Annotated in this window: 12 protein-coding genes; 3 read left to right on the forward strand and 9 right to left on the reverse strand. The window is 40.7% G+C overall.

Annotated features, from left to right (window positions below):
- Positions 1-10: 10 nt before the first annotated feature.
- From ACFQ3S_RS16515 to ACFQ3S_RS16530, 4 genes are all read right to left on the reverse strand, one after another.
- The gene (locus ACFQ3S_RS16515; protein WP_377166479.1) at positions 11-757 is read right to left on the reverse strand and encodes a zinc ribbon domain-containing protein; all 747 of its coding nucleotides are present in this window, start codon (positions 755-757) and stop codon (positions 11-13) included.
- Positions 757-1,854 carry a Nif3-like dinuclear metal center hexameric protein gene (locus ACFQ3S_RS16520; RefSeq protein ID WP_377166481.1) on the reverse strand — a complete coding sequence of 366 codons (1,098 nt, stop codon included), beginning with the start codon at positions 1,852-1,854 and terminating at the stop codon, positions 757-759. The genes ACFQ3S_RS16515 and ACFQ3S_RS16520 overlap by 1 nt, the downstream gene beginning before the upstream one ends.
- 107 nt (positions 1,855-1,961) lie before the next feature.
- Complete coding sequence (locus ACFQ3S_RS16525; RefSeq protein ID WP_377166483.1) at positions 1,962-2,312, reverse strand: TM2 domain-containing protein; 351 nt, start codon at positions 2,310-2,312, stop codon at positions 1,962-1,964.
- Positions 2,313-2,462: 150 nt separating this feature from the next.
- Positions 2,463-2,873: a DUF4199 domain-containing protein gene (locus ACFQ3S_RS16530; RefSeq protein WP_377166485.1), complete on the reverse strand. Its 411-nt coding sequence runs from the start codon at positions 2,871-2,873 to the stop codon at positions 2,463-2,465.
- A gap of 183 nt (positions 2,874-3,056) precedes the next feature.
- On the opposite strand from ACFQ3S_RS16530, the gene mfd reads away from it, so the two are divergent.
- On the forward strand, positions 3,057-6,413 hold the full coding sequence (gene mfd, locus ACFQ3S_RS16535) for a transcription-repair coupling factor (protein ID WP_377166487.1): 3,357 nt from the start codon (positions 3,057-3,059) through the stop codon (positions 6,411-6,413).
- Here the strand turns inward: mfd and ACFQ3S_RS16540 are convergent.
- Together ACFQ3S_RS16540 and ACFQ3S_RS16545 are read right to left on the reverse strand one after the other, a co-directional pair.
- Positions 6,410-6,808: a hypothetical protein gene (locus tag ACFQ3S_RS16540; RefSeq protein WP_377166488.1), complete on the reverse strand. Its 399-nt coding sequence runs from the start codon at positions 6,806-6,808 to the stop codon at positions 6,410-6,412. The two genes, mfd and ACFQ3S_RS16540, sit on opposite strands and share 4 nt — an antisense overlap.
- A gap of 626 nt (positions 6,809-7,434) precedes the next feature.
- A complete protein-coding gene (locus tag ACFQ3S_RS16545; protein ID WP_377166490.1) occupies positions 7,435-8,562 on the reverse strand; it encodes a DUF6515 family protein in 1,128 nt (375 codons plus the stop codon).
- A gap of 165 nt (positions 8,563-8,727) precedes the next feature.
- Here ACFQ3S_RS16545 and ACFQ3S_RS16550 point away from each other — a divergent pair, with 165 nt between their 5' ends.
- Positions 8,728-9,072 carry a hypothetical protein gene (locus ACFQ3S_RS16550; protein ID WP_377166492.1) on the forward strand — a complete coding sequence of 115 codons (345 nt, stop codon included), beginning with the start codon at positions 8,728-8,730 and terminating at the stop codon, positions 9,070-9,072.
- Between the two features lie 63 nt (positions 9,073-9,135).
- On the opposite strand, the gene ACFQ3S_RS16555 is transcribed toward ACFQ3S_RS16550, so the two are convergent.
- Genes ACFQ3S_RS16555 through ACFQ3S_RS16565 form a run of 3 tightly spaced genes read right to left on the reverse strand, consistent with a single transcriptional unit; the run spans position 9,136 to position 14,539 of the window.
- Positions 9,136-9,687, reverse strand: a complete 552-nt coding sequence (locus ACFQ3S_RS16555; protein WP_377166494.1) for a DUF1735 domain-containing protein — start codon at positions 9,685-9,687, stop codon at positions 9,136-9,138.
- Positions 9,688-9,719: 32 nt separating this feature from the next.
- Complete coding sequence (locus tag ACFQ3S_RS16560; protein ID WP_377166496.1) at positions 9,720-11,381, reverse strand: SusD/RagB family nutrient-binding outer membrane lipoprotein; 1,662 nt, start codon at positions 11,379-11,381, stop codon at positions 9,720-9,722.
- 11 nt (positions 11,382-11,392) lie between these two features.
- Positions 11,393-14,539 (reverse strand): SusC/RagA family TonB-linked outer membrane protein, encoded by a 3,147-nt coding sequence (locus tag ACFQ3S_RS16565; protein WP_377166498.1) that lies wholly within the window; start codon positions 14,537-14,539, stop codon positions 11,393-11,395.
- Between the two features lie 170 nt (positions 14,540-14,709).
- On the opposite strand from ACFQ3S_RS16565, the gene ACFQ3S_RS16570 reads away from it, so the two are divergent.
- Complete coding sequence (locus tag ACFQ3S_RS16570; protein WP_377166500.1) at positions 14,710-15,042, forward strand: PadR family transcriptional regulator; 333 nt, start codon at positions 14,710-14,712, stop codon at positions 15,040-15,042.
- Positions 15,043-15,057: the final 15 nt, after the last annotated feature.

Here is a 15,057-nt window from a genome sequence, read left to right on the forward strand (position 1 = left end):
AAAAAGCAGATTATGCAGTTTGTTCTTCTTCAACACCCATTTGCTCATCAACTAAAATACGACCGCAATGTTCGCAAACAATGATCTTTTTACGCTGACGAATATCTGACTGACGTTGAGGCGGAATTTGGTTAAAGCAACCTGAGCAAGAATCGCGCTGAATAGTTACTACGGCTAAACCGTTCTTCGCGTTTTCACGCAAACGGTTGTAAGCGATGAGTAAACGTTCTTCAATGTTTTGAGTAGCTTTTTCAGCCTGAATATTTAATTCATTTTCCTCTTTCTCGGTTTCGGCAGTAATAGTTCCCAATTCTGCTTTTTTAGCATCCAGGTCGCTTTTACGTGCTTCCAGGTCGGCCAGGGCCTTATCATAAATCTGGGTTTTTGAAGTGATCTCAAAACCAAACTCCCTGATTTTTTTCTCGCTTACCTGTATGTCCAGTCCCTGAATTTCAATTTCTTTTGAAATAGCATCGTACTCGCGGTTGTTCTTCACCTCGTTAAGCTGGGTTTCATACTTTTTAGTATTGGCCTGTGCATCACGGATGAGGTTTTTGCGGGTTACAATTTCATCTTCTAAATCATCCAGTTCATTTTTTATTTTTTGGATGCGGGTTTCCAGACCGGCTACATCATCCTCTAAATCGGCTACTTCCATGGGTAGTTCGCCTCTGATCTGGCGAATTTTGTCGACTTTAGTATGAACTGTTTGCAGGTCAAATAAAGCTTTAAGCTTCTGTTCTATGGTTTGTTCCATCAAATAAAATATTTTATGGGGTTTGTATTAATTTCTGTTAAACGGACGGCAAAAGTACTAAATTTTTCCCGTATTATTTCATACAATAAATGCTGTGTAAATTGCTCACTCTCAAAATGTCCGATGTCGGCAATTACAATTTTCCCTTCGGCATCAAAAAACTCGTGATACTTGTAGTCGGCGGTCACAAAAACATCGGCTCCGGCGGCTATGGCCTGCTTTAATAAAAACCCGCCCGATCCTCCGCAAACGGCTACCTTTTTTACCGGTTTGCCAGTGAGTTCGGTATGGCGTATTACAGCGGCCTGCATGCGGGTTTTTACATGACCCAAAAAATCATGCTCGGTAACCGGCATATCCAATTCGCCAATCATCCCCGCTCCTACCCGCTGGTTTTGGTTGGTTAGCGTGTACAGGTCATAAGCCACCTCCTCATAAGGGTGATTGAGGAACAATGCCATTAATATCTTGCTTTGCAGGTGAGCCGGGTAAATGGTTTCTATCCGGGTTTCGGTTTCCTGATGCTGCTGTCCCGGCTGGCCTACGTAAGGTTTGGTATTTTCTCCGCCTTTGAAGGTACCCGTTCCTTCGGTGTTGAAACTGCACTCGCTGTAATTGCCCACGTTGCCTGCTCCCGCATTGAACAGGGCGTTGCGTACCGTTTCGGCGTGGCTTAACGGCACATAGGTGATCAGCTTTTTAAGCAATCCGTTTTTAGCCGATAAAGTGCGGGCATTTTTCAAGCCCAGCACCTGGCATATCCTCGCGTTTACGCCATCCATCACATTATCTAAATTGGTATGGATAGCGTACAGGGCTATATTATGGCGAATGGCTTTTTCCACTACCCGCTCTACATAAGTTTTGCTGTTAAACTTTTTTAGTCCTTTAAAAACTATGGGATGATGCGATATGATGATTTGGCAACCAGTTGCAATAGCCTCGTCCACAATAGCCTCGGTACAGTCTAAAGAGATAAGCGCCTGACTAATTTCCTGGTTAGCGTTGCCCACAATAAGGCCCGAGTTGTCGTACTCTTCCTGGTAAGCCAGCGGGGCTATACTTTCGAGGTAAGAAGTTAATTCGTATAATTTCATAGCCCCACCCAAACCCTCCCCGGGAGGGAGGGCTTAATAAATTTATAGTTAAAAAGTGTATATTAAGACTCTTAATGCCCTCCCTCCCGGGGAGGTTTGGGAGGGGCTTACATTTTTACAATCTGCATGGTTTCGTAGGCCATATCTTTGTTATAATCGTTGGCAATGCTTTTATGGTTAATTAAGTCTACAATGGTACCTATGAAGCAAAAACCACCGGTAAGCAGGTAAAGTATCCCCATACCAATTTGTCCAACCACAAAGCGTTGCACGCCGGCAACTACTATAAAACCTAACAGCGTAAACAACAATATATCGCTTGGGTTACGGCGTTTACCCTGGTAAATAAACCGGAAGTTATTCAACTGCTCGTCGGTTAAACCAGCAGTGGCTTGCTGTAAGTAAGTTAATTCTTCGGGGGTAATACCCGGAAGAACAAAAAATGGGTTTTGTTGCATGGTGATTTAAGTTTGCAGATAAAGATAGTAATTTGCTTTATAATGTTAGGACGTTGTAAAGTTTCAATTGTTACAATTTGCCAAACTGATTTTGCGCCACAAAAAAAGCCCTGGATGGTATTCCAGGGCTTAACTTATAAGGTACGATTTTTAATCTAAACTGTGGTTTGATTTGTTCATCAAAAACAACGTTGAAGCCAATGCTGATATTACACCAATAAGCAGGGCACCAAATAAACGTCCCGAAAAATCGCGTGGGTTATTAGTTGCCTCAACATAGTTTGTGTATATAAAGCCAGCAAAACCAGCTATAATACCACCGATTAATAATATTTTTAAGCTTTGCACCAAGCCTTCCAAAAAGCCCATTTTGCCTTCCAGGTCTTTATCGCGATAGCTCTTTAGGCCTAAAAACAAGCCAAGTACGGGTATGGCTATCGATACATATTCAATAGGTGCAACCTGGTCGTTAAATGTGGTATAGCCGGCCCAGCGCATCATAAACAGCCATAGCCCGCTTAAAATTCCTATAATTAATCCTGATTGAACTGCGTTTTTCATGCTATTATTGGTTAAGTTGATGTATTTAATATCAGTAATATTTTATAAAAGGAATAAAACGAATGTTTTGTTTTGCAGAAACAAGAGTACAGAGTAAAGAATACAGATAAAAGCTCCTGACTCTGTACTCTTGACTCCTGACTCTGCCTTTCAGGCATCTTTTTTGCTTACATTTGCACTGTTTTGAATATTCGCGATATATTAGAAAGATACAAGACCGACCAACGGGTAACGGGATTGGCTCAGGCACTTAATAGTTCCAAAAACCCACGCGTACAATTGCGTGGATTGGTAGGATCGAGCGATGCCACCGTGGCGGTAGCATTGTATTTTTTACAGCACAAACACCAGCTTTTTATTTTGCCCGACCGGGAGGAAGCCAGTTATTTCCAAGCCGATATTGAAAACCTAACCGGGAAGGAAGTGCTTTTATTCCCATCCAGTTACCGTAAAGCTTTTGAGTTTACCCAGCCCGATAGCAGCAACGTTTTGGCCCGCGCCGAGGTATTAAATGAACTGAACCACTCCACCGAGTACGGCCAGATTATTGTGACCTATCCCGAAGCCATTGCCGAAAAGGTAATAGACCGTTCATCCCTCGAAAAAAATACACTCGAAATTTCGGTTAACAATAAACTCAGCATCGATTTCATTAACGAATTTTTAATTGAGTACGATTTTGAACGGGTAGATTTTGTGTACTTGCCCGGCCAGTTCTCTATACGCGGGGGTATTGTAGACATTTTTTCGTTTTCGCATGATTTACCTTACCGGGTAGAGTTTTTTGGCGACCATATCGAATCTATCCGTACGTTCGAGATCGAGAGTCAGCTTTCGGCCGAAAAGGTGAAATCGGTTACCATTGTACCCAATGTGCAGTCTAAATTTTTGACCGAAAACAATATTTCTATACTGGAATATATAGAAGCCAATACCCAGGTTTGGATCCGCGATGTACAGTTTACACTGGATATTATTAAAGATGGGCACAAAAAAGCCAACCAGTTATGGAAAGCTTTAAGCGCCGACGAAAAGAATCAGAACCCCGATTGGATAGATCCTAAATACGCCTTTACCGACGAGAAAATGATAGCCGATCAGCTTCATGATTTTGCGCTGATAGAATTTGGCAAGCAGTTTTTTTACACGCCCGATCATAGTTTTAACTTTGAAATTAAGCCGCAGCCATCGTTCAATAAAGACTTTCAGCTGCTTATTCATAACATTAAAAATAACGAAACTGAGAAAATTGAGAATTACATTTTTACCGACAGCACAAAGCAGGTAGAACGTTTATACGCCATTTTTGAAGACCTGGATAAAACGGTAAAATTTACACCTGTGCATGTATCCATACGCGAAGGTTTTATAGACCGGGACCAAAAATTGGCCTGTTACACCGATCATCAGATATTTGACCGTTATTATAAATATAAATTGCGTAAAGGCTACCAGCGCACACAAGCCATTACCCTTAAAGAACTGCGTGAGCTGAAACCCGGTGATTACGTAACCCATATCGATCATGGTATTGGTAAATACGCCGGCCTCGAAAAAGTGGAGGTAAGTGGCAAAATGCAGGAAATGATCAGGTTGATATACGCCGATAACGACCTGCTGTACGTGAACATTAACTCCCTGAACCGGATTTCCAAATTTAGCGGCAAGGAGGGCTCGGTGCCTAAAATGAATAAACTGGGTACCGATACCTGGGAAAGGTTGAAAAAAACCACAAAAAAAAAAGTTAAAGACATTGCCCGCGACCTGATTAAACTGTACGCGGTACGCAAGGCGCAGCACGGTAATTCTTTTTCGCCCGATAGTTATTTACAGACCGAGCTGGAGGCCAGCTTTATTTACGAAGACACGCCCGACCAGGAAAAAGCTACAGCCGATTTCAAAAAAGATATGGAATCGCCCCACCCTATGGACCGCCTTATTTGCGGCGATGTGGGCTTTGGTAAAACCGAGGTGGCCATTCGTGCGGCGTTTAAAGCCGTTGCCGATAGTAAGCAGGTGGCCGTATTGGTGCCTACTACCATTTTAGCAGCGCAGCATTATAAAACATTTACCGATCGTTTAAAAGGTTTTCCTTGCAATGTTGATTTTATTAACCGCTTTAAAACCAATAAACAAATTAAAGAAAGCCTGGCCAAACTGGCCGAAGGTAAACTGGATATTATTATTGGCACCCATCGCCTGGTAAGTAAGGATGTAAAGTTTAAAGACCTGGGTCTCATGATTATTGATGAGGAGCAGAAGTTTGGGGTAGCCACCAAAGAAAAGTTAAAAGCTATGCGCGCAAACGTAGATACACTTACGCTTACGGCTACGCCTATACCCCGCACACTGCACTTCTCCTTAATGGGCGCGCGCGACTTATCCATCATATCAACCCCTCCGCCTAACCGCCAGCCGGTGGTCACCGAGTTACACGTATTTAACGATACCCTCATTAAAGAAGCGGTAGAGTATGAAATTGAACGCGGCGGACAGATTTTTTTTATCCATAACCGCGTAGCCGATTTGCCACAATTAGGCGGCATGATCCGTAAACTGGTTCCTAAAGCACGTATAGGTATAGCCCACGGTCAGTTAGAGGGCGACGACCTGGAAGATGTGATGCTGAAGTTTGTAAGCAACGAGTACGATGTTTTGGTGGCTACCACCATTATAGAGGCTGGTTTGGATATCCCGAACGCCAATACCATCATTATTAATCACGCCCACATGTTTGGCCTGAGCGATTTGCACCAGATGCGTGGACGTGTGGGCCGAAGCAACAAAAAAGCATTTTGTTATTTGCTGAGTCCTCCCCTATCTACCTTAACATCCGAAGCACGTAAACGCCTGAGCGCCATTGAAGAGTTCAGCGATTTAGGCAGCGGCTTTAACGTAGCCATGCGCGACTTGGACATCCGTGGTAGCGGTAATCTTTTGGGTGCCGAGCAAAGCGGCTTTATTGCCGAAATAGGCTTTGAAATGTATCATAAGATATTAGATGAAGCCATACAGGAACTGAAAGAAGACGAATTTAAAGATGTGTTTCAGGATGATAAACCGAGGCCATTCATCAGTTTTACGCAGATAGATACCGACCTGGAGATCCTGATCCCTAACGAATATGTGACCAGCTTAACCGAGCGTTACAACTTGTATTCGGAACTCTCTAAACTGGAAAACGAAAACCAGCTTACCGCTTTCGAGCGCCAACTGGCCGACCGCTTTGGCCCCATTCCGCGGCAGGTGAACGACCTGTTTGATACCTTGCGCCTGCAATGGTTGGGCAAGGCCATTGGCTTCGAAAAAATCTCCTTAAAAAAGAATGTGTTGAGAGGTTATTTTTTGACCAACCAACAATCGGCTTACTTTGAATCGGTAGCGTTTATGCAAGTGCTTAACTTTGTGAAGAACAACCCACGTAAAGTGAATATGAAAGAGGTGAAGAATACGTTGCGTATTAGCATTGAAGGTGTAACCAGTGTGGTGCAGGCGGTTGATATTTTAAGCGAAATTGGTGTTGGGGTGGAGGTGTATTAATCCATAAACACCCTGCTAAAGCTGTTACCGCAACCTTCAATGCAAAGAATAGGCTCCACTGGGCTTAAAGTGAGTGTGCCGCGCTCTATAATATACTTATAGCTTTGAGTGGTGTTATCTGCTTTAGTTAATATAACTATTGTGGAGTCTTTGATTTTATAAGTCTTGTATTCTTTATATACAATGGCACCGTTAAAATCTCCATTTTCTTTAAACTGTATAAATTCAAAAGGCTCTTTGTCAACTATGGTGCGTACTGTGCCGCCACCTGAATTTATGTAGCTTTCATTAAGTCGCCATGTGCCTGTTAGTTCTATAGTTTCAACTTTGTCTTTTTTGCAAGAAATTGTTAATAACATTAGTATCGCTAATATAAACTTGATGTTACTTTTCATGATATGGCTTTTTTTAACCTATACGTACAACACATACCTAATGTAACATATAGATAAAAAAAATGCCTGCAAGTTTCATCTGCAGGCGTTCATTATATCACTTATTAATTTTATTAACATGGCTTATTGTTTTGAGCTACATCTTCAACTTGTTATACGGCTTCTGCTGTATGGGCTGTGCGTCTACCAATTGCGGGAGCATTTTTCACTGCAGCAGCAGCGTTCAATCCTCCAACTAAACGTGTGCCATATTCTACATCAGGTTTGGTAAAGTTCTCTACCATTTTATCCTGAATATGCTGATCGGCACCTGACCTACTGTTTCTTCGTTGTTGATATTGTAGTTGGTTTATATTTATCGTTTTACTTATATAATTGTAATAGGCCAGCTAACTATACCTAATCTTATCAATTAATAGGATGTTATATAGTTTTTAACTATGTAAGTTATAAGCTAATAGATTAGAGAGTACTATATCTTATTAAGATGACATGTAGCAATAATTGTTTATAATATTGTTCATTATTAGTTGTAATTGTTTCAACTAACCAAAAAATTATATAGCACATAAAAAAGGGCGCAGCTTAGTTACACCCCTCAAAAAAACTATCACTATCACTATTTATTAATTATCTTCATCCTGGTCTTCATCGGGCACACCGGTTACCACGTAAATCTTTTTGCCAGTGCTATCACGCTGCTCGTGCATGTACACGCCATCTGGGGTTACATAATACTTATCGCCGTTAATGGTTACATTGCGGCTGTCAGTTGGCAACTCGTCAATTACATCACCTACCTGCGGTAAGTTGTTGTTATCATTACCGGTTAACTGTGCACCATCGGTATTTAACTCACCATCTTTTCCGGCAACGCGGTACACCAAACGTCCGCTTCCATTGGTAACGGGCAGGTAATACACTCCGTTCGATTCATAGTATTGTTTACCATCAATCGTAATTTCTTCGGCATCATCAGGTAACTGGTTAATTTCGGCACCTATTGGAGGCTCAACAACCGTATATTGATTATTGTATTGCTGATAATAATACCCGTTGCTGTAAAAATACGGATTACCGCCCCAACTAAACGGATAATAGCCAAATGGTAACACGCCAATACTTAAACCAATGCGCGGGTAATAATAACTGTTGTAATAACCGCGGTAGTTATGATAAAACCCGCTATATGGACGGCCATAATAGCCTCGTACACCACCACGATAATAAGGACGACCGCTAAAATAACTCCCGCGACCCGGACCGCCAATACCAGGGCGACCGTAATAACCCGGACGGCCAAAATTACCACGGTAGCTATTATTGCCTCCACGTAATGAACCATAACTGCCTCTCGAAGAGCCGTAGTTGCCTCTTGGTGCGGTATAAGCACGGCTACCACTAATACTGCCACGTTGTATGCTGGCAGAACGGTTGCCGGTGTTTGGCCTTATACCATAACTTTGACGACCTTGATTAGCATTGCCACGCTGGGTATAGCTCCCACGGTTTCCACCACTGTAGCCGCCCGAACTTCCACGTTGTGAGAAGCTTCCGCCCGAACGGCCCGAAGACCCCCCGCTTTGAAAACCTCCGCCTCGTGACCCGCCAAAACCACCACCACTTCCGCCACGCGAGCCGCCTCCGCCACGTGAACCACCGCCTCCGCGTTGCGCATCGGCTGTATGCATGAGGGAGAGCGTGGTTAAGGCACTTAATCCCAGGCAGAGTAAATATTTATTAAATTTTTTCATGTATATTATGAGTATATAGTTGGCCAACCGACCAGCTCTTATTGTTGATTTGAAGATTTGACTATGCAAATGGCGCACGGTTTAATTACCGCTTACTTATTTCAAATAAATGTTCAAACATCAAGCCATCAATATAACTAAAAGTAAAGCCAGGGTCATAACAACGTGATTTGTTATAAAACCCTTTTAAACGCGATAATAGAAAACAATAATAGTTTAAATGATCGGGAAGATTTTTTAGACACAGATAATAACAAGATGCAGGATGCCGGTAATGCCGATGCTGCCAAGTTTAATGCCGACGAACAAGAAAAATTTGCGAACGAACGCGAGAGTAACGAAGCTGAGAATATAGATGCAGGAACTGCAACGCCAACCGGAGAAACCGGACCTCCTTTAACTACTCAGGGAGACATTGAGGAGATTGAAGAAAATATGGGCGGAACTACTAATCTATCGTTAGATCAGTTAAAGAAGGAGCACGACCCGGAAGGAATGGAGGGGGAATAAATTACTGATAAAAAAAAGGGGCTGCGTTTATAACACAGCCCCTTGTACTTAAATTATTAATTATTAAGGAACTCTTTTTAGAGCTACCACAATAGTACCAAAGTTACCGCTGATCGTACCTGCACTTGCAGACGCAATTTTAAGGGCTACGGCATAGGTAGTGTTAGCTACAAATTGATCTGTGATAGTAATATCAAAACCGGCTTTAATTTGACCTGAAGGGATAGTTACTGCTGTAGGCAATGTAACCAAACCTGCCGGCAAAGGCACAAAAGTTGGTTTGTTAGCTTGTGCTGTAGACAAATGTGCCGTTAAAGCGGTGGGATCAGTTGTAATACCAACACTAATATCACTTGGTGCTGGTTTACCAGTACCACTATATTGTACATCAATGTGTACTTTATTACCTGTTTTCAACGTTAAAAACTCATAACGCGATAATGGCACAGCAACTGAACCCGAACTTGCTGCGATAAATTCCGGGTTATCAAATTCTATAATAGCTCCAACAGAACCCGGTGAATCAGGGCCAATGATAGTCTCTGATTTTAAGCAAGAGCTAAAAAGGACAGCTACAGTAAGCAGTAGGGTTAAACTTTTTATGATTTTTTTCATTTTTCTTTAGTATTAAATTAATAACATACAGATTATCTTGCCCAGAAAACCTTTGAAGTGTACTTATCAACAGTTGGAATATTTGCAGCGTTGTAATTAAACTCTGTGTTAGGGTATAATAAACGTGCAGGTAAACGGTCTGGTGCAGTTGATTCGCCAACAATTGAATTGAAAGTAAAAATAGGATCTGCTCCGCTAACAAAATTATTAGCAGGATAACCAGTTCTTCTGTATTCGTTCCAAGCTTCATCACCCATTAAAAAGTTAAGCGCTATATATTTTTGAGTAATTATAGCTTCCAATTGTTGTGCAGGTGTAGTGGCCAAATCAAAATTAACTAAATAATTAGTAGAATTATCAGTTTTATATTTAGCTATTTCACCTTGGTATGGAGCACCAGCACCTGTTCCACCTGTAAGTGAGCCAGGATTTCTTGGAGTTGTAGTACCTGGAAAATTTCCAGCAACAACACCCGCAGCATTTTTATCCAAGTATCTGAATGAAGCTAAAATACCATTATCAAATAATGTTTTAGCATTGCCAGGTATTATACCTTTGATAACAGCCTCTGCTTGTAAGAAATAACTATCAGCAGCTAAAAATATCGGCTGACCAGCATCAAAGCCTTTAAAAATACCAGCTTGATCATAAGCGGTAACATTTGTACCTCTAAACCATGAGTTTGGAGTTTGACCACGTCCGGCAGTTGCCAATAAGCTACCCAACTGATTCACAGGTGTTGGATACTTGTTTGCTGTAGGCGTAGTTACCGGTACAGTACCATTTTTGTAGTACAAATAACCTCTTTGAGGGTCATTAATTTTATCACCATTGAAAAACCCTAATACATACGGTGTGGGTACGTATTGTGTACTACCTGCAGCTTGCGCATTAGCAAAAGTGTAGGCAAAAGAGTTCCAGGTTGGGTTTTGTTTACCGCTAATTTTAGCATAACCCGGGTTAACAATAGCATCATCTTCCAAAAATCCTATGGTGGTATTAAACGTAGTATTAGTGAAAGTTACTTTACTACCAGCTCTTAAAATTAATCGCAGTTTAATGGTTTGAGCTAATTTTTGCCATTTAAGTTTATCTCCTGCAAACATTACATCCGCTGTTCTAAAAACTGCATCAGCAGTTCCGGCAGGGCTGGTAGTCATAGTGGCAACTGCTGCATCGCACAAATCAGCTAATGATTTGTAAATGTCCGTAGCTTTATCATACTTTGGTGTAACAAATGCCGAACCTTTCGTTGCTTCTGTGTAAGGTACATCATTGTATTGATCAACTAAACGTTGAAAGACAAACGCTTTTAACACTTTAGCTGATGCGTTAAGGTTAGCGTAATTAGCTTTACCATCGGTTTGATCAATAACATACTGAATATCAGTAGCTGTATTGTAGCTGTTGTTAAATAAACCTGTTTGGTCGGTACTAACATAGTTATAAGAGATAATTGCTCCCCAACCACTTACACCACCACCGTTAGCCAATTGCCCTACAGTTTGTGCACCATATAAGTTAAAAGCAAAGTTTTGACCAGCAACCGCTGTTATTGCCTGAGGTAATACCAGTTCGGGCGTAGCTGTAGTTGCGGTATTTGGGTTAACAGAATTAATGTCCAAATACTTATTGCAAGACGATACCGTAATCGCTGCAACCGTAATTATTAAAAAACTATATATTTTTTTCATATTAATATCTCTTAAAATGTTAATGACAGTGTTCCGCCGAAATAACGTGAAGGCGGAGGTGTGTTTGTACTATTTAAACCAACACCATTACCTGTTCCTGTACCGTCACCAGCGCTATATTCAGGATCTGTATAAACAGCAGATTTAGGTAAGAAAATGAATAGGTTACGTCCTTGAGCACTAATTTTAGCCGAACGGATGAATTTTGACTTGCTTAATAACGATTGTGGAATGGTATAAGACAATGTAATTTCTCTTATTTTCCAAAATGCACCATTAGTTACATAGTTTTCATCAATTGCAGTTCTTGGTCCGGCTATAGTCCAATATGCAGCACCACCATCTCTAACTGTAATGTTGGTATTAGCGACATATTGTCCTTGCGCGTTTAAATAAGATGAGTTAGGTATAACGAAACGCTGTCTGTTGTATGCTACAGTATTTAATCCTGAACCATAAAAATCAAAACCTGTACTTACACTATTGTAAACATTATAACCACCTCTGTACTCACCAACTGCAGATAAGTTCAGGCCTTTGTAGTTCGCATTTAATGTTAGACCTATAATGTCAGTTGGTGCTGAACTACCAAATAAACCTGTTGTACTTGTACCGGAAGGGTAACCAGTTGCAGAGTTAACTATTATACGACCTTGTGGGTCACGTACATACTGTCTTGCCTGAATAACCGGTAAAGGCTGGCCTGCAATTGCATAAGCACCTGCACCACCGGTGTAGCTGGCAATAGCAATGTTAGGTAAACCTGCATATAATTCTATAGTTTTGTTATTGTAATGGCTGTAATTTGCACCAACAGTTAATTCAAAGTCTTTAGTTCTAACCGGAGTTAAGCTCAAATTAGTTTCTAAACCTTTACCACTTGTTTTACCACCGTTTACCAAAAAAGTAGTGTAACCAGTTGTATTTGAAATCGGTGCAGTTACGGTTTGGTTAGTAGTCGTGTTATCATAATAAGTTACATTTGCAACAATACGGTTGCTATACAAACCCGCATCAATACCAACTTCGTAACCTTTTGTAAACTCAGGTGTAAGGTTGTTCGATACTGTACGGTTGTCTAAAGTTAAACCACCTAAACCATTGTATGGGAAACCCGAACCTTGACTGAAAGTTGACTGCAACTGATAAGCGCCAAATCCGGTTGCACCAGTATTAACTAAACCTACTTTAGCATAACCTCCACGCAATTTAATGTAATCCAACTGTTTAACACTTTTAAAGAAATCAACAGCGTCTGTTAATATGAATGCAGCGTTAATAGCTGGGTAGAAGAAAGAACGGTTGTCTTTAATCAATCTTGAATCCCAATCGTTACGGCCGCTGGCATTAACTGTTAAGTAATCCTTGTATTTAATTGTTAATAAACCAGATATTGCTTGTTGACGATACAGATAGTTGGCTTCCCCAGCTGTTGGAGGGTTAGTGCTGTTACCTAAATTAAATAAACCAGGTTGTACCAAACCGCTTACTGACGCATCTAAAGCTTTAGACCTATCTTGACGCATGTTACCAATAACAACTAAATTGAAGTTAAAGTCGCTAACTTGTTTTCTGAAGCTGGCTTGTATTTCGTTAGTGATACGGGTATTGTATGATGATGCATCAGTTACACCACCCACTATATCAACACGCTTGTAAGTTCCTGCAGTTTCTGGTTGACTTTTAGCATAATCACTAAAAGCAAACTTATCGCTATACGATTTACTTGAAACGTTACGGGTAGAGAAACCTAAACGGTAAGTCAGGTCCATCCATTTTACCGGTGAAAATTTCAAATCGGCACTACCTGTCAAATAATCATTTCTGATTTTTTCACGGTAGTTATCGATTGTCCAATATGGATTTTGCAAGTAAGCATTGTAATAGCCATTTGGATTAGCAAATGGGTCATTTTGCCAGTCTTGATAGCTGGTAAGTGGTGCTTGTGCAGGAGTAGCTAAAACCTGCCCATAAATACCGGCAGTTTGTGTAGTTTGATCATACCTGTTTTGAGTATAACCTACCGAAAACTGACTTGACAATTTATCAGTCCAGTTACGCGTTCCGCCAACACGAAAATTACCTCTATTAAACTTATCTTTAGGCATAACACTACGGGTGTTAACATATTGTCCAGACATAAATAAAGTACCTTTATCATCACCTGATGATAGCGATAAATCTGATTGACTGGTTAAACCGGTATCCCAAAAATCATTTTTAGCATTAGTCGCTGAATAAGGAACTTGCTGAACCGGGCCGGTAGCCGACAATACAGGCAAACCTAATTGTCTGGTTACACCATCAAATGCAGGACCGTATTGTTGATTTTCATAACCCAGGTAAAGCTGCAGATCGTTATCAGAACCTGAACCGAATTGGTTTTGCAGCTTTGGATAGAAAGCAACATTTTCAACCGAAATAGTTTGTTGCGCCTTAACTTCAATTTGTCCTTTTTTACCTTTTTTAGTACGTACAACTAAAGCTCCGTTTGATGCATCTGAACCGTACAATGCAGCAGCGCTGGCACCATTCAATACTTGCACATCTTCAACGTCTTCAGGGTTAAGGTTATTTAATACAGCATTAGGAACAATAACGTTATCTAATACGATTAAAGCCTCATTGGTACCTAATAAAGATCTTGCACCTCGTAAAACTATACGAAAGTTAGGATTAGTACCACCTGTAGTACCATTAATTTGCAAACCAGGCACTTTACCTAATAAACCACCTGCTATTGTAGTCGATTTAGCTTGGGTCAATTGTTCGGCTTTTACAGTTGTAATATTTACCCCTTGTGATCTTCTGCTTGATGCTAAACCAGCAGCAGTAACGATCACTTCGTTTAATTGCTTTGTGTCTGCTGAAAGAGACACGTTAACTGTATTATTAGCATCAATTGAACCTGTTAATGTAGCATAGCCAATATAAACGAAATCAAGTGCTCTTGCTGTTGTCGGCACACTTAAACTAAATTTACCTTGACCATTTGTTTGCGTACTAATTGTGGTACCTGTTGCCCTAACAGTCACTCCAGGAAGCGGAAGACCATCGTCTTTACTGGTTACTGTCCCAGTTACAGTTCGGGTTTGCGCATAGGCATGTGAGCCTATCATTAGCAAAACCCACAAAAAACCTTGTAGAATTTTCTTCATGTTGTTTTTATAAGATCAGTTAATAGTTATTTAATAAAAGTAGGCATTGATTCGTATATAATCAAAATAAATGTTAAAAAATGTTAAAGATTATAATCATTCTATACTTTTTTTAAAAAATTTAGTACTATGTATTGCATAATACATTCCAAAACATATATCTTTGCATTATGCTTGTAGAGAATACCCAAACCCAAATGCGAAAAGGCATACTCGAGTATTGCATACTCTGTGTTATTGCCAAAGGCGAGATATATGCTTCTGATATCATTGCCGATTTAAAGAAAGCCCAACTGCTTGTAGTTGAGGGTACTTTGTATCCGTTGCTTACCCGCTTAAAGAACAACGGCCTGCTCAGTTATAACTGGGTTGAGTCAACATCGGGGCCGCCGCGTAAATACTATGTACTGTCGGACGAAGGCCGCAACGTACTTAACCAACTTGATAAAACCTGGCAGGAGCTTGCTTTTGCCGTACAAACCTCTATTGAAGGAAGAAATTAATCAGCCTAATAACTA

This window comes from Mucilaginibacter terrae, assembly GCF_042679325.1.
GTDB lineage: Bacteria > Bacteroidota > Bacteroidia > Sphingobacteriales > Sphingobacteriaceae > Mucilaginibacter > Mucilaginibacter terrae.